This window comes from Burkholderia contaminans (genome assembly GCF_029633825.1).
Lineage (GTDB): Bacteria > Pseudomonadota > Gammaproteobacteria > Burkholderiales > Burkholderiaceae > Burkholderia > Burkholderia contaminans.
The window spans coordinates 2,490,506-2,508,662 of record NZ_CP090641.1 but is presented as its reverse complement, the minus strand read 5'-3'; the positions used below and the strand labels follow the sequence as shown (position 1 = coordinate 2,508,662).

Genomic DNA, 18,157 nt, shown 5'->3' with positions numbered 1-18,157 from the left:
CCGCGCGCTGCTACCGCGTCAGCCCGCCACGGGCAGCGCGTCCACCGCATACGCATGCCGCAGCGTGCGCCCCAGCACCGGATCTTCCAGCTCGACCTCGAACCGCTCGGCCGGCCGGATGCCGCCGATCGCCGCAAGCGTGCCACACAGCATCGCAGTGCCGTCGACGAAGCGGCCGTCATGGCGTGCAAACTGCGCGAGCAGGTCGTCCGGTGCGCGCATCGCAGTCACCTTGCCTTCCTGGTACAGCACGCGCTCGCCGTCGATCGTCGCGTATGCGCGCAGCACGAGCTGATCCCAGTGCCCGGCCACGTCGTCGAACTTCCACAGCGTGTTCGCGCACGGCTTGCCGCACATCTGCTTCGACACGGTAATCCCGTAGGTCTCGACCTCGCGGTCGGTATGGTCGGACGCGATGCCCACGAACGTCTCGCCGCCGTCGCGCACCAGCACGAATTCCGCTTCGCCGCTGCTTTGCCCGCCCGATACCTGGATCGCAGGCGATGGATCGAGGCGATCGGCCGCGACGCGGTAGAACACCGGCGTCGTCGCCGGGCGCTTGACGCCCAGTTCCTCCAGCTCGCGGATGTGCTTCTCCATCGCGACCGTGTCGCGGCCGGTCCAGCCCGCGATCACGAGCGTGTCGATTGTGATCACGCGCTCGGTGCGGCCGTCGCGACCGTCGATCGCGAACGTGATGGTTTTCATCGAATCCTCCTCGTGGCGGGCAGCGCACGTGCTGCGCGCTGCCGCCCGCCGTGTGTCGTTGATCGGTCGTGCTTACGCCGGGTCGTAGTAGTGGATCTCCAGCAGCACGCAGCCGCCGTTCGACTTGAACGGGCCGTGCCACGCGCCGGGCGGACGCACCGCGTACGTGTAGCCCTTGAACGGCGACCCGCCGTTGCCGTGCTCGTCGTTGCCGACGGTCAGGTCGCCCTCGACGAGAAACACTTCTTCCCAGTAGTCGTGCACGAACGGCTTCTTCGTATGCAGCCCGGCAGGCAGGCGCAGCAGGCGCGTGCGGCTGCCGCGCTTGCGCTCGGTGTCGAGCGCGCCGGACAGGATCAGCTCCTGCGCGCCGGACGCCGGGTCATAACCTTCGGGCAGCCGCCAGTCGCGTTGCATGTCCAGCGTATGGAATTCGTCGTGAAGCTTGTTGATGGCCATCTGTCTCTCCTGTGGCGATAGCGGGTGAGTCGGACGCGCGACGACGCCTCAGGCGGCGCGCGGCGTCGACAGTTCCTGGTTCAACGAATAGCTGCCGAGCATCGAATCGACGAGATGCGACGCGCGCTGCCAGTCGTACGTGCGATACGCGTGCCCCTTCGTGACGAACGACGCGCCGGCATAGAACAGCTCGTACTGGTTGTGGCGCGACGCGAATTCGGAACCGACCGCATCCCACGCGAGCTTGAAGAACTTCACGCGTTCCTCGGACGAGCACACGGGCGACTTCTGCGTCTTCTCGATGATGCGCAGCAGGTCGGGATTCTCGAAGTCGCGCACGCTGGAAGGCAGCATGATCATGCCGCCGCCGGCGAGCTCGCGCAGCGTGTTGAGCACCTTCGAATAGAGCTGCTGCGTGACGACCTGCGAGCCGTACAGCATGTTGCGATCGGGCACGTAGAAACCGTTGACGACGGTGCCCTTCGCTTCCATCCCGTAGACCCACGCCTCGACCATCGACGCTTCTGCCGCGAGCTGGCCCAGCGTTTCGCGCACCTGCGGGAACGTATTCGTGCCGTTGACCTCGGAAATCTTCAACCCGAGCCCGACGAGGAAGCGCAGCTTCGTCATCAGCCGCACCTGGCATTGATAGTTCTGGTACACGTGCGCGGGCGTCGCGTGGAACTGCTTCGCGCACATCGCCGTGTTGCCGGCGACGAAGATCCGTTCCCACGGCACCTTCACGTCGTCGAAATACAGCACCGCGTCGTTCTCGTCGAAGCGGCTCGACAGCGGGTTGTCGAACACCGACGTCGCGTTCTCCTCGTACGACTTGCGCGACAGGATCTTCATGCCCTTCGCGTTCATCGGCACCGCGAACGACAGCGCGTACATCTCGTCGCCTTCGCGCAGCGGCTGGATGCAGCTGCAGAACACCTCGTTCGCCATGATCCCGCTCGTCGCGAGCATCTTCGCGCCGCGCACCGTGATGCCTTCGGCATCCTGATCGACGATGCCGACCGCTAGGTACTTGTCCTCCTGCTCGTGTGCGGACTTCGACTGGTTCGCCTGCGGATTCACGATCACGTAGGTCAGAAACAAGTCGTTGTCGCGTGCATAGCGGTAGTAGTCGCGCAGCGCGCCCGCGCGCGCCGGATCGTATTGCTCGAACACGTCGGCGCCCATGAACATGCCGGAGAGACAGGATGCGACGTGGTCCGGCGAACGCCCCATGAAGCCGTAATGCAGCTCCGACCACGCTTCCAGCGCGGCACGGCGCTCGACGAGTTCGTCATAGGACGTCGGCAGTTGCCAGATCCGGCTGACGCGGTGGCCCGAGTCGGGCGAGACGAACGTCATCTTCTCGACGTTCTCGTCGCGCGCCTGGTAGTCGTACAGGCTCGCGTAGCTGCGGATCGAATTGCGGAATGCCGCGTGCGCGGTCACGTCGCCGACCGGCTGGCCATTCAGGTAGACCTGCCGCCCGTCGCGCAGCGACGCGATGTGCTGAGTCCCGTTCTTGATCATGGTGTCCTCCAGGGTGGAATGAAGCGTGGGTTGCATTCAGGCAGACGGCGCGTGCATGCCGTCGAGCGTGCGGTAGCGGCCGCCGAAAAAAATCAGCGGGCGCCCTTCCGAACGCGCGCAGTGCCGCGTCACGCGGCCGACGAAGATCACGTGATCGCCGCCGTCGTACTGCGCATAGGGTTCGCATTCGAATGTCGCGAGCGCATCGGGCAGCAGCACCGCGCCATCGTCATCGGCCGCGTCCGCACGCCAGCCCCACTTGTCGCCGTTCGCTTTCGCGAAGCAGTTCGACAGATGCTGCTGCGTCTCGTCGAGCACGTTGACCGCATAGCCGCCTGCGCCGGCCAGGTCGCCGAGGCTCAGGCTGCGACGGTCGACCGAGAACAGGATCAGCGGCGGATCCAGCGACACCGAATTGAACGACGCGACCGTGATGCCGATCGGCATCCCTTCCTTGCGCGGGGCGGTAATCACCGCGACGCCCGTCGCGAACATCGACAGCGCCGCGCGAAAGCGTCGCTGCTCGTCGGCACCGGCGCCGGTTCCGGCATGGTTCTCGCTCATCTCATCCTCCTTGGGTTGCATCGCCGGATTCCGCAGTGGAATCCGGCCCAACAATGTATCGTGATTTAGCTTTGTTATTTAGCTTTTATTAAATGTAAACACAAAGGCGGGTTCAAGTTGTCGTAAACCCTGAACTTGAAAGCTTTGTTTGAAAGACGACCCTACTGATGGGATGGATGTTGCGCGGCGTCCGGGAATGTCCACGTACACTGCGGCTACCCGATTCCCCGGTGCTTTCCGGCACCGCGGGAGACACCGCTTTCCGGAGCCGCATCGATGCAATCCCGTCCGATCTACATGGACTACAGCGCGACGACGCCCGTCGATCCGCGCGTGGTCGACAAAATGGTGCCGTTCCTGCACGAGCAGTTCGGCAACCCGGCGTCACGCAGCCACAGTTACGGCTGGGAGGCGGAGCAGGCCGTCGAGGAAGCGCGCGCGCACGTCGCCGCACTGCTTGGCGCCGACCCGCGCGAAATCGTGTGGACGTCCGGCGCGACCGAGGGCAACAACCTCGCGATCAAGGGTGCGGCGCACTTCTACCAGGGCAAGGGCAAGCACCTCGTCACGGTGAAGACCGAGCACAAGGCCGTACTCGATACGTGTCGCGAACTCGAACGCCAAGGCTTCGACGTCACGTACCTCGACGTGCGGGAAGACGGCCTGCTCGATCTCGATGCCGTGCAGCAGGCGCTGCGCGCCGACACGATCCTGGTGTCGGTGATGCTCGCGAACAATGAAACGGGCGTGATCCAGCCGGTGGCCGAGATCGGCGCGCTGTGCCGTGCGCGCGGCATCGTGTTCCATTGCGACGCGGTGCAGGCGGCCGGCAAGATTCCGGTCGACGTGAATGCGCTGAACGTCGACCTGCTGACGGTGACCGCACACAAGGTCTACGGCCCGAAGGGAATCGGCGCGCTGTATGTACGCCGCAAGCCGCGCGTGCGGATCGAAGCGCAGATGCACGGCGGCGGCCATGAGCGCGGGATGCGCTCGGGCACGCTGCCGACGCACCAGATCGTCGGGATGGGCGAGGCGTTCCGGCTCGCGAAGGAAGAGATGGCAGAAGAAAGTCGCCGTGTCGGCGCCTTGCGCGACCGGCTGCTGGCCGGCCTGTCGACGCTCGACGAGGTTTACGTGAACGGCGATCTCAGCCGCCGGATTCCGCACAACCTGAACGTCAGCTTCAATTTCGTCGAAGGCGAATCGCTGATCATGGGAATCAAGGGTGTTGCGGTGTCGTCAGGCTCCGCATGTACATCGGCATCGCTGGAGCCGTCGTACGTGCTGCGCGCGCTGGGCCGCAGCGACGAACTCGCGCACAGCTCGATCCGCTTCACGCTCGGCCGCTTCACGACCGAAGCCGAAGTCGACAGCGTGATCGCGCAGGTGCGCGACACGGTCGGCAAGCTGCGTGAGCTGAGCCCACTGTGGGACATGCATCTCGACGGGGTCGACCTGAATACGATCGAGTGGGCCGCGCACTGAGCACGGCCGATGCGTCAGGCCGGCCGGCGATCGCGGGCGATCCCGCGGCCGGTACGCGTCAGCCTTTTTCCTGGCGCGCGATCAGGTGGGCGAGATCGAGCGTCGCGCGGTCGCCATTGGTGACGAGGCGGTCGATCACCGAGCAGAGCGCCTTGAATTCGGTCTTCGTCACGCCCTCGAACAGCACGTTGTTGATGCGCTGCTGCGTTTCGGCGAACGCCTTCAGCAGCTTCGCGCCGGCCGGCGTGACCGTGAGCCGCATCTTGCGCTTGTCGTCGGGGTCCGAGCGTTTGTCGATCAGGCCGAGCTTCTTCAGCTTGCCGGTCTCGATCGTGACGAATGCGCCGCTCAGGTGCAGGTGATCGGCGAGACGGTTGACGGTCACGACATCGTCGTGCGACAGATGCGAAACCGAGACGAGCAGCGAATACTGGATGCCAGTGAGGCCGATCAGCGAGCCGAAGCCGTCGCGCACCGACAGCAGGCGGGCCGCGAACGGCAGCAGCCCGTTGATCAGGTGACGAAATTCCGTGTCCGTGCCGTCGATCAGGCAGGCCGGGTTGGTAATGGTCAGAACGGACTCCTCTTGCTGCTTGGCCATGACTTCGACGCTCCGTACGGTCATGCGAATTTAGCTTTGAAACGAAATTATACGGCAAAGGCACCTCCGCCCTGGGCTCGGCCCGGCCGGCGCCTATGCCCCGGTTTCCCGACACAGGAGGCTCGTCCATGCCCTTTCCGCTTCATCCCGCATCGGTTCGCGCGCTGCTCGAATGCTATCTGCGTGCGAAGGACCTGAACCGTCCCGCGCTGATCGCCGACTGCTTCGCGGCCGATGCCGAGCTGAGCTTTTCGCTCGCGAACGACGATATCGATTTTCCGCCGCGCGTAACGGGCGCGGCTGCGATTGCGCGCACGCTGGTCGAGGAATTCGGCGAGCGGTTCGAACGGTGCCGGACCTATTACGTGTGCGCGGCACCGGAAGTCGACCCGCACGGCGTCAGCGGGATGTCGTGGCTCGTCGTGATGCGCCAGAAAGACAACGGCGCGTTGCGGATCGGGCACGGCACGTATCGCTGGCAGTTCGCGGGCAACGGCGAAAGCGAACACGCCGCGCGGATTGCCGCGCTGCACATTCATATCGCACGAATGGATACGATCGACGATCCGCAGTCGGTGAAACTCGATGCGCTGCACGCGGCGTTCGGGTATCCGTGGCTGCCGGCACACGCATTCGCCCGCGGGCTCGCGGATGTGGCAGCTGCGCAACCGGAGTGGGCATTCCTGGCGCCGTTTCACGACGCAGCGGCGGCGTAACCCTTCCCGATCGATGACCGCGTGCCGTGCGCTCCGGCTGCACGCGGCGCCCGCGCCACCGGACGCGTCATGCCCCGTCGAGCGCCTGCCGCACGCCCTCCCAATCCAGCCCGAACCGCGCGAGATACTTGCGCAGCCGGTCCGCATCGTTCGGCTGCTTCTTGCTCCGCCGCGATACCGCGAACAGCGTGCGCCCGGCTTCCGACAAGCTTGCCGACACGCGGCACACGTCGAGCACGCGTTCGAGCTGCGCACTGTCGAACAGGTCGAGTTCCGCCGCACGCGCACCGAACACCGCGTCGACACACGCTTCGGACGCACCCGCTCCGCCCGGCGACGACCACGTGCGCGTCAGCCGCTCGACTTCCTGTTCGGCAAGCGCTTCGGTGATCCGCCCGGCATCGGCCAACGTCGCCATCCGCGTGACCGACGCGGACAGCTCGCGGAAGTTGCCGGCCCACGCCGCACGTGGCGACGCGGCGAACGCGAGATAGCGCCGCTTCGCCTCGACGTTGAACCGCACCTGCTCGCCCTGCTCGCGGCCGAAACGGTCGAGCTCGAATTCGAGGTTCGGTTCGATGTCCTCACGGCGCTCGGCCAGCCCCGGCAACTCGTACGTCCACAGGTTGATCCGCGCGTAGAGATCCTCGCGGAACGTGCCGGCCGCCACCATTTGCCGCAGGTCGCGGTGCGTGCCCGCGATCAGCTCGAAATCGCTGGTCGCCTCGACGTCCGCGCCGACCGGCAGGAAACGCTTCTCCTCGATCGCCTTCAGCAGCATCGCCTGCTCGTCGAGCCCGAGTTCGCCGATCTCGTCGAGAAACAGCAGGCCGCCGTCCGCCGCGCGCAGCAGCCCGGCACGCGCGGACTGCGCGCCGGTGAACGCGCCCTTCACGTGGCCGAACAGCGTCGACATCGCCGCGTCGCCGCGCAGCGTCGCGCAGTTGATCTCGATGAACGGCCCCGCGAGCCGATGGCGGCCGCGCTTCAGCTCGTACACGCGCTTCGCGAGAAACGACTTGCCGGCGCCCGTCGGCCCGACCAGCAGCATCGGCGCGCGCGAACGCACGGCCACGCGCTCCAGTTGCTCGATCAGCGCGTTGAAGCGCGCATTGCGTGTCGCAATGCCTGCCTTCAGGAACGACACGGTTTCGTCACGCTCGCGCGTGAAGCGCTGCGCGATCCGGTTGTAGCGCGACAGGTCGAGATCGATCACCGACATCGTGCCTGGCCCGCTCGGCCCTTCGTCGGTCTTCTGCGGCGGCGCCGTCTGCGCGAGACGCGCAGGCAGGTAGCGCGCCTCTGCCAGCAGGAACCAGCAGATCTGCGCGACGTGCGTGCCGGTCGTGATGTGGATCAGGTAGTCCTCGCGGTCGAGATCGAACGGGTAGGCACGCGCGAAATCGTGCAGCGTGGCGTAGACCTCCTCGAAATCCCACGGATCGCGAATCTCCATCGGGATCAGCCGCACGTCGGTATGCGGCGACACGCGCTCGAGATCCTGCTTCACGCGGTTCGCGAGACGCGCGTAGTTCGGCGAGTGCAACAGTTCGAGCCGGTCGATCGGCGTGTCGCGCTGCTCGCACAACGAAATCGTCGGCCGCCAGTTGCGCCAGCGGCGCTGCGAGCCGCCGCCCTGGTCGAGCACGGTACCGAGAAAGCCGATCGCGACAGTCTTTCGCATGTTTATCTCATAGGATAAGAAGCGATCTGATTGTATCGAATTTTCCTGATCGAGCCACCAGCGGATATTCGACACCACCCGCGATTCAAAATAATTTCCCCTTTCACTTCAACGGCTTGAGATTTTTATCGAGCATCAGGTCACCCACTGGCACGCTCCTCGCTAAGTAGAAAGCGCCGGATGTCCCGCTGGCCCACGAGCCAGGGTTCAACAAGCCCTGCTGGTGCGCCGCCGCCGAACCTCGTTCGTCGCGGCAGCGCATGTCGCCATGGGCAGACGAAGGCAAACGGGCGCGCCAGGCATGCCTCGTCCGGGTTCGAATCCCGGGGCGCCCATTGTTCGGAAGCTCATCAGGTCGAGCAGCCGGCGAAAGCCGGCCGGTGGCGGGTTCGAATCCCGCTCGAACACTGTCCGCAAGCGACAGTCTCTGATAGAAGCAGTACCCGCCGGTGCGGGCCGCAAGGCCCGCCGCGCGTCGGACCGGTTGCGGTTCCGCGCGATCGGCCGGACGGCCGCACGGCCCGCGCGAAGGCGCACGACGACGCGATGCAGGATGCGTCGCCGTGCACTTCGACGCCGGGCCAGCGCGCCGCCCGCCCGGTTGCGTCGCCCCGCGATCCGCACGATGCGCGTCACCCGGCGGTCATTGAAGAAAAGGACAAGAATATGTGGATGCGACATGTAGTGAAGAAGAACGAACGCGCGCTGCTGATGAATGAGGGCGATTTCGTGAAGGTGCTGGAACCGGGCGTGTTCAAGGCCTTCGATCCGTTCAAGCGTTTGTCGGTGCAGACCGCGCGTCTCGACGCGCCGCTCGCCGACGCGGCACTGGCCGACTACCTGCGTCACGACGCGCCGGACGTGCTCGCGCAGCACTTCGTCGCGATGGATCTCGCCGACGATGAAGCGGGCCTGCGCTACGAAGACGACGTGCTCGTCGAGATCCTGGCGCCGGGCACGCGCCGGCTGTACTGGCGCGGCCTGACCGCGCACCGTCTGGAACGCGTCGATCTCGCGCAGGACAGCATGCTGCCGGCCGCGCTCGTGAAGCGCATCGCGCAACCGGCGCTGCGTGCGCGCGGCGTGGCGGGCCTGACGGGCGTGCTGCTGGCGCAGGTGCCGGCGTACCACGTCGGCGTGCTGAAGATCGACGGCAAGATCGAGCGGTTGCTGGACGCGGGCGTGGCAGCGTTCTGGCGCTTCAACCGCGACGTCGCGGTCGAGCTCGTCGACCTGCGTTTGCAGGCGATCGAGGTCGGCGGACAGGAAATCCTGACGCGCGACAAGGTCGCGCTGCGGCTGAACCTGTCGGCGACGTGGTGCTATGCGGACGTGCTGCATGCTTTCGGCCAGTTGCAGAAGCCGGTCGAACACCTGTATCGCGAGCTGCAGTTCGCACTGCGATCGGCCGTCGGCACGCGCTCGCTCGACGAACTGCTGGAGGACAAGCAGTCGATCGACGACGTCGTGATCGCGCAGGTGCGTGCCCGCCTCGGCCATTCCGGCGTGGACGTGCGCAGCGTCGGCGTGAAGGATATCGTGCTGCCGGGCGACATGAAGACGATCCTCGCGCAGGTGGTCGAAGCGGAGAAATCCGCGCAGGCGAACGTGATTCGCCGCCGCGAGGAAACGGCGGCCACGCGTTCGCTGTTGAACACCGCGAAGGTGATGGAAGAAAACCCGACCGCGCTGCGGCTCAAGGAGCTGGAAACGCTCGAGCGCGTCGCGGAACGGATCGACCGCATCTCGGTGTTCGGCGGTCTAGACCAGGTGCTGAACGGACTCGTCAGCATCAAGGGCGCGTAATGAACGATCAGGCACGGCGCACGGGCGCCGTGCCTCGTGAACAAGGTAGCAAGGTGATGAACATGAGTGAATTGGATTACCAGGTGATGGAACTGGCGAACGGCAAGCCGGTGAAGATGTGGACGCAAGGCGTGGCCGTTGAAGACGAAGCGCGCGCGCAACTGCGCAACACCGCGCAGATGCCGTTCATCTTCAGTCACGTCGCGGTGATGCCGGACGTCCACCTCGGCAAGGGCTCGACGATCGGCAGCGTGATCCCGACGAAGGGCGCGATCATTCCGGCGGCGGTCGGCGTCGACATCGGCTGCGGGATGATGGCCGCGGGCACGACGCTGACGGCGTCCGACCTGCCGGATTCGCTCGCGGGCCTGCGCAGCGCGATCGAACGCGCGGTGCCGCACGGCCGCGCGCCGGGCCGCCGCGATCCGGGCGCGTGGGGCGACCGCACACCGGCCGCCGTGACCGAATCGTGGAAGTCGCTGCAGCCGGGCTTCCAGCGGATCGTCGACAAATATCCGAAGCTGGAAAAGACGAACCACTACGCGCATCTCGGCACGCTCGGCACCGGCAACCACTTCATCGAAGTGTGCGTCGACGAAGCGGACCACGTGTGGTTCATGCTGCACAGCGGCTCGCGCGGCGTCGGCAACGCGATCGGCAGTCTGTTCATCGAGCTCGCGCAGGCCGACATGCGGCAGCACATCGCGAACCTGCCGGATCGCAACCTCGCGTATTTCACCGAGGGCAGCCGGCACTTCGACGACTACGTCGAAGCGGTGGGCTGGGCGCAGGACTACGCGCGCCGCAACCGGCAGGCGATGATGGACGCGGTGATCGGGGCGGCACGCGGCGTGATCGCCAAACCGTTCTCGGTCGACGAACACGCGGTGAACTGCCACCACAACTACGTGCAGCGCGAACGCCACTTCGGCGAAGACGTGCTCGTGACGCGCAAGGGTGCGGTGTCGGCGCAGAAGGGGCAGCTCGGGATCATTCCGGGATCGATGGGGGCGAAGAGCTTCATCGTGCGCGGGCTCGGCAACCCGGACAGCTTCTGCTCGTGCAGCCACGGCGCGGGCCGGACGATGAGCCGCACCGAAGCGAAGCGCCGCTTCACCGTTGACGACCAGGTGAAGGCAACCCAGGGCGTCGAATGCCGGAAGGACTCGGGCGTCGTCGACGAAATCCCGATGGCCTACAAGGACATCGACGCGGTGATGGCGGCCCAGCGCAGCCTCGTCGAAGTGGTGCATACGCTGCGCCAGGTGGTGTGCGTGAAAGGATAGCGCGGTGCGCGGCCGAGGGCCGGCGGCCGCGCACAACGAAAAGGAAGCAACAACAATGAAAACGGAAAAATTGACGGCCGTGCGCAGCGCACATCCGGTCGACCCGGCCGTGCGGGCACGCGTGATGGCGGAGCTTGAGGAAGTAGAGCGCCGCCACGACGTGAGCGTGCTTTTCGCGTGCGAATCGGGCAGCCGCGGCTGGGGGTTCGCATCGCCGGACAGCGATTACGACGTGCGCTTCGTGTATGCACACAAGCGCGACTGGTACCTGAGCGTCGAGTCGCAACGCGACGTGATCGAGCGGCCGCTCGACGACGAGCTCGACGTCAGCGGCTGGGAACTGCGCAAGGCGCTGCAACTGCTGCGCCGCTCGAACCCGACGCTGCTCGAATGGCTCGACTCGCCCGTCGTGTATCGCGAAGACGCGCGCTGGGCGCCGCGGCTCAGGTCGCTCGCGTCGGCGTTCTTCTCGCCGGTGCGCGGGCGTCACCACTACCTCGCGATGGCGAAGAAGAACTTTCGCGGCTATCTGCAAGGCGACACGGTGCGTTACAAGAAGTACCTGTACGTGCTGCGGCCGCTGCTCGCGGTGCGCTGGATCGACGCGGGGCTCGGGATGCCGCCGATGCGCTTCGTGGATCTCGTCGACGGCACCGTGCACGAGCCGGCGGCGCGCGCGGAACTCGACGCGTTGCTCGCGCTGAAGATGAGCGCGAACGAAAGCGAGTACGGGCCGCGCCGGCCGGCGATCCACGCGCTCGTCGAGACGATGCTCGCCGATGCCGAGCACGATCGCGAATACAAGCGGCCGTGGGGCGACGTGGCGATGCTCGATGCGTTCCTGCGCGACGTGGTCGACGGACGATGAAAGGTGAACGGCGCGATGCCTGAGGGCGTCGCGCCTTTTTTTCACCCGCGCTTGTCCGACCCATGCCGGCCAGCAACCGCCGTGACCGCACACTACGCGTCGTCGTCGCGATCGCAACACATTGCGGCGGTATACTCGACGCTGTTCCGTAACGCGCGCCGCCGCATGCGCCGCAGCCTTCGACCCGCGCCGCTTGCTGACGATGCGCTTGCAGTCCGACGTCTTCCGCCCGCCCTTCCACAGTCGATACGAACCGTCATGTCGCACCGCCTTTCGCTCGCCATCGCCACCCTCCTCGCCGTTTCCCCGCTCGTCGCCCAGGCTCGTCCGCTTGCGCGGCCGCCGGTCGAGCGCGATTTCAAGAACTGGTCGGTCGTCTGCGACAACGGCAACCGTTGCATTGCCGAAAGCCACGCCGACGATATCGACGACGCACGCACCCGGCTCATCCTGCGCGTGACGCGCGATGCGGGCCCGGACGCACAGGCCTCGCTCGACCTCTACACGTCGGCGCCGCTGGACCTGCGCACCGCACGCATGGATGGCCGCCCGTTCGATGCCATGGCGGCCCAATGGCATGCATTCGGCGGCAAGCCGGACGATGACGACGCGCATCCATTCCGGATCCGCACCAACGATCCGGCAACGGTTGCGGCATGGCTCACCGCTTCGCGCAATGCGCAGTTGCTGAGCTTCGGCGATCCGGCGTCGGCGCAAACCGCCCGCACGCCGTTGACGGGATTGAATGCCGCGCTGCTGTTGATCGACGACACGCAGGGCCGGGTCGGCACCGTCACCGCGCTGCTGCGCCCGGGCACCCGGCCCGCGTCGTCGGTACCGGCCGCACCGGCACTGCCGCCCGCCGTCACGCCGGCACCGGCCGTCGCGGATCTGTCGGCCGCCGAGCAACGCCCGCTCGTCGACGCGGTGCTTGCGAAGTTCGGCGGTGACGTGAAGCAATGTGCGGCCGACGTCGAAGACGAAATGTCGGCGAGCGATCGCCGGAAGGCATCGCGCGCCGTGGCGATCTCCGCCGACGAGGCACTGGTTGCGATACCGTGCCAGACCAGCAGCATGTATAACCACACCGACCTGTGGTATCGCGCGCGACGGACGGCACCCTTCACGCCGACGGCGATGAATTTCGGCGAGAACGCGAACGCGGGGCTCGATTCGGCGTCGTTCGCGAACGAACTGACCGAGGCCGGCTACGATTCTGCCAGCGCGACGTTGTCGAGCAAGGTGAGGCTGCGCAGTGCCGGTGATTGCGGCTCGACCGCGTCATGGATCTTCGACGGCCGGCGCTTCGTGCTCGGCGACATCGCGACGCACGGCACCTGCAACGGCCTGTTCGACGATCAGTGGCCACGCCTGTATCGACGGGCCGATGCGGCAGGAAACCGCTGACGCATCCCCTCACGCGCCGACGATCGAGATCGAGAACCCGTCCCAGCCCTTCTGTCCGACCGTCTGCACGGCGGTCGTCGTGAGGTTCGGTGCAGCCGCGAGACGCGCGAACCCGTCGCGCACGCCGACCACGTCGGGTTCGCGATTGCCCGGATCGGCCACGCGCCCGCCGCGCACGACGTTGTCGACGACGATCACCGTGCCGGGCCACGACAGCTTCAGCGCCGCGTCGAGATAGACCGGGTTGTTGTCCTTGTCGGCATCGATGAAGATGAAATCGAACGGCGCTTCACCCGCATCGACGAGCCGCGCGAGGCTATCCTTGGCACTGCCGACCACCACCGTCACGACTTCCGCGAACCCGGCACGCGCGATGTTCCGCGTCGCGACCTTTGCATGCTCCGGGTTCAGTTCGAGCGTCACGAGCGTGCCGCCCGGCGGCAACGCGCGCGCGAGCCAGATCGTGCTGTAGCCGCCGAGCGTGCCGACCTCGAGGATCCGGCGCGCGCCGCGGATCGTCGCGAGCAGTTGCAGCAGCTTGCCCTGGTTCGGCGCGACGTTGATCGCGGGCAGCCCGGCCGCATCGCTCGCCGCGAGCGCGGCGTCGAGCGCGTCGTCGGATGGCACGAGCGTCGCGGAGAAATACGCATCCACCTGGTTCCATTGGTCCTGATTCATCGCGCACCCCTTGTTTGCGGAACAGGCATTTTATGCGCCGCCCCGCCATAAGCAACAAACCATTCGTTCTAAGGGCAGGTGCGCACGTGCTCCTATAATCGCTCGACCACCACAACAACAGACGGAGCACCCATGACCGATCAGGCCGCATCGAACTGGCGCCTCGAAACCATCGCCGTGCACGGCGGTTATCGTCCCGACCCGACCACGCGCGCGGTCGCCGTACCGATCTACCAGACCGTTGCGTACGCATTCGACGACACGCAGCACGGCGCCGACCTGTTCGACCTGAAGGTCCAGGGCAACATCTACACGCGGATCATGAACCCGACGACGGACGTGCTCGAGCAGCGCATCGCCGCGCTCGAGGGCGGCATCGGCGCGCTGGCGCTCGCATCGGGGCAATCGGCCGTCACGTACGCGATCCAGACGATCGCCGAAGCCGGCGACAACATCGTGTCCGCGAGTTCGCTGTACGGCGGCACCTACAACCTGTTCGCGCATACGCTGCCGCAATACGGGATCACGACGCGCTTCGCCGATCCGCGCGACCCCGCGTCGTTCGAGCCGCTGATCGACGCGCGCACGAAGGCGATCTTCGCGGAATCGGTCGGTAACCCGCTCGGCAACGTCACCGACATCGCCGCGCTCGCGGAAGTCGCGCATCGCCACGGCATCCCGCTGATCGTCGACAACACGGTGCCGTCGCCGTACCTGTTGCGCCCGTTCGAGCACGGCGCGGATATCGTCGTGCACTCGCTGACGAAGTATCTCGGCGGCCACGGCACGAGCCTCGGCGGCGCGATCGTCGATTCGGGCAAGTTCCCGTGGGCCGAGCATGCGGACCGCTTCAAGCGGCTGAACGAACCCGACGTCAGCTATCACGGTGTCGTCTACACGGAAGCGTTCGGGCCGGCTGCGTATATCGGCCGCGCACGCGTGGTGCCGCTGCGCAACATGGGCGCGGCCATTTCACCGTTCAATGCGTTCCAGATCCTGCAGGGCATCGAGACGCTGGCGCTGCGCATCGAGCGGATCAGCGACAACGCGCTGAAGATCGCGCAGCATCTCGCGCGCCACGAAAACGTCGAATGGGTGAACTACGCGGGCCTGCCCGATCACCCGGACCATCCGCTCGTCGCGCGCTACCTGTCGGGCCGCGCACCGGGCATCCTGACGTTCGGCGTGAAGGGCGGCCGCGACGGCGGCGCGAAGTTCCAGGACGCGCTGAAGCTGTTCACGCGGCTCGTCAACATCGGCGACACGAAGTCGCTCGCCACGCACCCGGCATCGACGACGCACCGGCAACTGTCGCCGGCCGAACTCGCGAAGGCCGGGGTGAAGGAAGAAACGGTGCGGCTGTCGATCGGCATCGAGCATATCGACGACCTGCTCGCCGATCTCGACCAGGCGCTCGCGCAGCTTTGACCGCCACGGGCGCGCCGGCTTGCCGGTGCGCCCTGCATCGAACGGGTTGACCTTGAAGCGGCTTCAAGGTGTTCAATCGCCGGTTGGTGCCGGGGCGATGCCCGGCGTGTACGAACCACCCGTACCCAGCAGCCGGATGGCCAGACGCTGAGCCCGCTGCGGTACGCCAACCGTCCGAGAGGCCTCATGACACCGACCGCGAAGCTCGCGCTGCTCACGTTACCGCCCTTGCTGGCGGCCTGTTTCGGTGCCCTCGCGGCCGCATGGCGCTCACCCGGCCCGAAAACTTCCAGCGTCATCCAGCATTTCACCGGCGGCATCGTGTTCGCGGCCGCCGCACTCGAGCTGCTGCCGCAGGACCGCGCGCACGCGCTGTTTCCGGTCGTCGTCGGCTTCGTGCTCGGCATCGCACTGATGCTCGCGGTCCGCGCGCTGTCGGGCGCGATCGAGACGCGCTTCGAAGCGGCGCGGCTGCCCGTGAGCCTCATCGTCGTCACCGCGATCGACCTCGTCATCGACGGTCTCGTACTCGGGATCGCGTTCTCCGCGAGCGACGAAAGCGGGATCATCCTGACCGTCGCGCTGACGCTCGAGGTGCTGTTCCTCGCGCTGTCGGTCAGCGCGGCGCTCGCGGCCGCGGGCATCGGCCGCCTGCTGTCGATCGTCGTACCGGTCGGGCTCGCGGCGCTGCTGAGCATCGCGGCCGTGGCCGGCAACGCCGCGTTCGCCGGACTTCCTTCCAACCTCTACGCAGCGCTGCTCGGGCTGGGTACCGTCGCGCTGCTGTACCTCGTCACCGAAGAACTGCTGGTCGAAGCGCACGAGGTACCTGAGACACCGTTCGCAACGGCCGCGTTCTTCATCGGCTTCATCGCGTTCTTCCTGATCGAGGGATCGGTGAAGGCAGGATAAGCCGCGCACGACCGCGCACCGGCTACCACGTCGTCGCGCCCGTCGGATACGTATCGACGATGCGCATGCCGTTGACGGGCGTCACGCCCTCGTTGCGCAGCGCGGCCCACAGGTCGATCGCATGTTCGCGCGACTTGCGGGTGCCGTCGTCGGTCAGCACGTTCAGCGCGATCACTTCGTCGCCGGACGTCAGTTGCAGCTGCTCCTTCAGCTTGCGCGACTGATGCGATGCGGTGCGGATATCGCCGAGCAGGATCCGTTTCTCCGCGCCATTCGATCCGCCGCCTGCATCGGCCGGCACGAACGTCAGCCGGCCGTTGCCGACCTCGCATTGCCCGCGCGTGAACGTCGCGCTCCACTCGCCGGCCGGTACGGCCGCGAACTCGCAGCGCATCCGCTCGCTCGCGCGCCGGCCGACGTCATGCGCCGACGCGTGCGACAACGCTCGCTCCGGCCAGCCGGCCGCCACCGCGGCCGTCGACATCAGGCACGCCGCAAGCACGATTCCTTTCGCGAAATGGCGCATGGCACTCTCCTCTTCGTGTTTGCTGGAAATCCGTGACAGGAGCGTTCACTTTGAGCCGGCAGCGGTGCGGAATCGTGATCGCAGCATGACGGTTTCGTCACCACCTCGACACCGTATGCGTCGCACTACGAACGACAATTCGTCGCGCATTTCCGCACGTATGACGCGGCGATGACATTTTTCTCATTTGTCCCTCACCTTCACGATCCGAACGCTTTCCAGAATCGGCAGCGCCATCGCGACATTCCGCGCCCGCCGGTACCCGGCGCGGCACGAAATCGATCGATGCACGAAACGATCATCTTGACCTTCAGGGGCACACCATGAAAACTCCAGTTCGGCTCGCCATGATGTCGGGTGCGCTGCTCGCGACCGCTCACGCGGCCCACGCATCGGAAGTCACGTTATACGGCCTGTTCGATACGTCGCTGACGTACGTATGGAACGCCAACGCGGACGGCAGGAATCTCGTCGGCCTCGGCAACGGCAATCTGCTCGGCAACCGCTTCGGGGTGAAGGGCTCGGAAGATCTCGGCGGCGGGCTGAAAGCGATCTTCACGCTGGAAAACGGCTTCAACCCGAACACCGGCGCGCTCGGGCAGGGCAACCGGATGTTCGGCCGCCAGGCATTCGTCGGCCTCGAAAGCGCACGCTGGGGCGCGCTGACGCTCGGTCGCCAGTACGATGCACTCGCGGATGTCGCGTGGCCGGTCACCGGCGACTTCTACTTCGGCAGTGTCTACGCGACGCCGGGCGACGTCGACAACTACGACACGTCGTCGCGCACCGACAACGCGGTGAAATACACGTCGCCCGTGATCAACGGACTCCAGTTTGTCGGCATGTATGCGCTCGGCGGCGTGGCCGGCAAGAGCGGCGCCGGGCAAACCTGGTCGGCCGGCCTGTCGTACAGCAACGGCCCGGTCGACGTGGCGGGCGGCTACTACTACGCGGCCAACCGTTCCTCGCTCGCCAACGGCATCCGGACCGGCTGGAACGGCACGTCCGACGGCACGTTCGACGGGTCGCTGGTCAACGGCGGCTACATCTCCGCGAAATCAATCGGCATCGCGCGCGGCGCATTACGCTACAACTTCGCGCCGTTCGCGATCGGCATCGACTACAGCAACGCGCTGTACAAGGCCGATGCGATGTCCGCGTTCCGCAGCACGCAGAAGTACGACACCGCGCGCGGCTTCTTCAACTACCAGGCGACGCCCAGCCTGCTCGTCGGCGTCGGCTACAGCTACACGCGCGCCCGTGGCGATACGGGCGCAACCTACCATCAGGTGTCCGCCGGCGCCGACTACGTGCTGTCGAAGCGCACCGATCTCTATGCAGTCGGCGCATGGCAACGCGCGAACGGGGAGCAGCGCACGCTCGACGGCGGTACGCAAACGGCGCAGGCGTCGATCGGCTCGTATGGCTACGGCGGAACGCGCACGCAGGGTATCGTCAATCTCGGGTTGCGCCACCGGTTCTGACCGCAGCGGCATGAC

General features: G+C 66.3%; 17 protein-coding genes and 1 tRNA gene. 10 read left to right on the top strand and 8 right to left on the bottom strand.

Annotated elements, in window-relative coordinates; all coding sequences use genetic code 11:
• Nucleotides 1–18: 18 nt before the first annotated feature.
• The 4 genes from LXE91_RS28955 to LXE91_RS28940 form a co-directional block, all read right to left on the bottom strand.
• On the bottom strand, nt 19–708 hold the full coding sequence (locus LXE91_RS28955) for a DUF2848 domain-containing protein (RefSeq protein ID WP_039349286.1): 690 nt from the start codon (nt 706–708) through the stop codon (nt 19–21).
• Nucleotides 709–780: 72 nt separating this feature from the next.
• Nucleotides 781–1,167, bottom strand: coding sequence for a hypothetical protein (locus LXE91_RS28950; RefSeq protein WP_039349288.1), 387 nt, complete (start codon nt 1,165–1,167; stop codon nt 781–783).
• Between the two features lie 48 nt (nt 1,168–1,215).
• Nucleotides 1,216–2,694 (bottom strand): 4-hydroxyphenylacetate 3-hydroxylase family protein, encoded by a 1,479-nt coding sequence (locus LXE91_RS28945; protein ID WP_039349292.1) that lies wholly within the window; start codon nt 2,692–2,694, stop codon nt 1,216–1,218.
• Nucleotides 2,695–2,730: 36 nt separating this feature from the next.
• Nucleotides 2,731–3,258 carry a flavin reductase family protein gene (locus LXE91_RS28940; RefSeq protein ID WP_046196693.1) on the bottom strand — a complete coding sequence of 176 codons (528 nt, stop codon included), beginning with the start codon at nt 3,256–3,258 and terminating at the stop codon, nt 2,731–2,733.
• Nucleotides 3,259–3,534: 276 nt separating this feature from the next.
• On the opposite strand from LXE91_RS28940, the gene LXE91_RS28935 reads away from it, so the two are divergent.
• Nucleotides 3,535–4,746, top strand: a complete 1,212-nt coding sequence (locus tag LXE91_RS28935) for an IscS subfamily cysteine desulfurase (protein WP_039349299.1) — start codon at nt 3,535–3,537, stop codon at nt 4,744–4,746.
• 58 nt (nt 4,747–4,804) lie between these two features.
• Here LXE91_RS28935 and LXE91_RS28930 read toward each other — a convergent pair whose 3' ends face one another.
• On the bottom strand, nt 4,805–5,347 hold the full coding sequence (locus tag LXE91_RS28930; protein WP_039349302.1) for a MarR family winged helix-turn-helix transcriptional regulator: 543 nt from the start codon (nt 5,345–5,347) through the stop codon (nt 4,805–4,807).
• A 128-nt stretch (nt 5,348–5,475) separates the two neighbouring features.
• On the opposite strand from LXE91_RS28930, the gene LXE91_RS28925 reads away from it, so the two are divergent.
• Nucleotides 5,476–6,063: a nuclear transport factor 2 family protein gene (locus tag LXE91_RS28925; RefSeq protein ID WP_039349305.1), complete on the top strand. Its 588-nt coding sequence runs from the start codon at nt 5,476–5,478 to the stop codon at nt 6,061–6,063.
• A 67-nt stretch (nt 6,064–6,130) separates the two neighbouring features.
• On the opposite strand, the gene rtcR is transcribed toward LXE91_RS28925, so the two are convergent.
• Complete coding sequence (rtcR, locus tag LXE91_RS28920) at nt 6,131–7,747, bottom strand: RNA repair transcriptional activator RtcR (RefSeq protein WP_039349308.1); 1,617 nt, start codon at nt 7,745–7,747, stop codon at nt 6,131–6,133.
• A 336-nt stretch (nt 7,748–8,083) separates the two neighbouring features.
• Here rtcR and LXE91_RS28915 point away from each other — a divergent pair.
• The 5 genes from LXE91_RS28915 to LXE91_RS28895 all read left to right on the top strand — a co-directional run bounded on the left by LXE91_RS28915 (nt 8,084) and on the right by LXE91_RS28895 (nt 13,114).
• Nucleotides 8,084–8,155 (top strand) — tRNA-Phe (locus LXE91_RS28915).
• A gap of 258 nt (nt 8,156–8,413) precedes the next feature.
• Nucleotides 8,414–9,553: a slipin family protein gene (locus tag LXE91_RS28910; RefSeq protein ID WP_039349366.1), complete on the top strand. Its 1,140-nt coding sequence runs from the start codon at nt 8,414–8,416 to the stop codon at nt 9,551–9,553.
• Between the two features lie 62 nt (nt 9,554–9,615).
• Nucleotides 9,616–10,839 (top strand): RtcB family protein, encoded by a 1,224-nt coding sequence (locus LXE91_RS28905; RefSeq protein WP_039349368.1) that lies wholly within the window; start codon nt 9,616–9,618, stop codon nt 10,837–10,839.
• Nucleotides 10,840–10,894: 55 nt separating this feature from the next.
• On the top strand, nt 10,895–11,707 hold the full coding sequence (locus tag LXE91_RS28900) for a nucleotidyltransferase domain-containing protein (protein ID WP_039349311.1): 813 nt from the start codon (nt 10,895–10,897) through the stop codon (nt 11,705–11,707).
• 258 nt (nt 11,708–11,965) lie between these two features.
• On the top strand, nt 11,966–13,114 hold the full coding sequence (locus LXE91_RS28895) for a DUF1176 domain-containing protein (protein WP_039349313.1): 1,149 nt from the start codon (nt 11,966–11,968) through the stop codon (nt 13,112–13,114).
• A gap of 9 nt (nt 13,115–13,123) precedes the next feature.
• On the opposite strand, the gene LXE91_RS28890 is transcribed toward LXE91_RS28895, so the two are convergent.
• On the bottom strand, nt 13,124–13,792 hold the full coding sequence (locus LXE91_RS28890; RefSeq protein ID WP_039349317.1) for an O-methyltransferase: 669 nt from the start codon (nt 13,790–13,792) through the stop codon (nt 13,124–13,126).
• Nucleotides 13,793–13,924: 132 nt separating this feature from the next.
• Between LXE91_RS28890 and LXE91_RS28885 the strand changes: the two genes are divergently transcribed.
• Complete coding sequence (locus tag LXE91_RS28885) at nt 13,925–15,220, top strand: O-acetylhomoserine aminocarboxypropyltransferase/cysteine synthase family protein (RefSeq protein WP_039349320.1); 1,296 nt, start codon at nt 13,925–13,927, stop codon at nt 15,218–15,220.
• Nucleotides 15,221–15,406: 186 nt separating this feature from the next.
• A complete protein-coding gene (locus LXE91_RS28880; RefSeq protein ID WP_039349323.1) occupies nt 15,407–16,132 on the top strand; it encodes a ZIP family metal transporter in 726 nt (241 codons plus the stop codon).
• Nucleotides 16,133–16,154: 22 nt separating this feature from the next.
• Here the strand turns inward: LXE91_RS28880 and LXE91_RS28875 are convergent, their stop codons facing one another.
• On the bottom strand, nt 16,155–16,658 hold the full coding sequence (locus LXE91_RS28875) for a hypothetical protein (RefSeq protein ID WP_039349326.1): 504 nt from the start codon (nt 16,656–16,658) through the stop codon (nt 16,155–16,157).
• A gap of 323 nt (nt 16,659–16,981) precedes the next feature.
• On the opposite strand from LXE91_RS28875, the gene LXE91_RS28870 reads away from it, so the two are divergent.
• Entirely contained in the window at nt 16,982–18,142 is a 1,161-nt protein-coding gene (locus LXE91_RS28870; protein WP_039349328.1) for a porin, read from the top strand.
• Nucleotides 18,143–18,157: the final 15 nt, after the last annotated feature.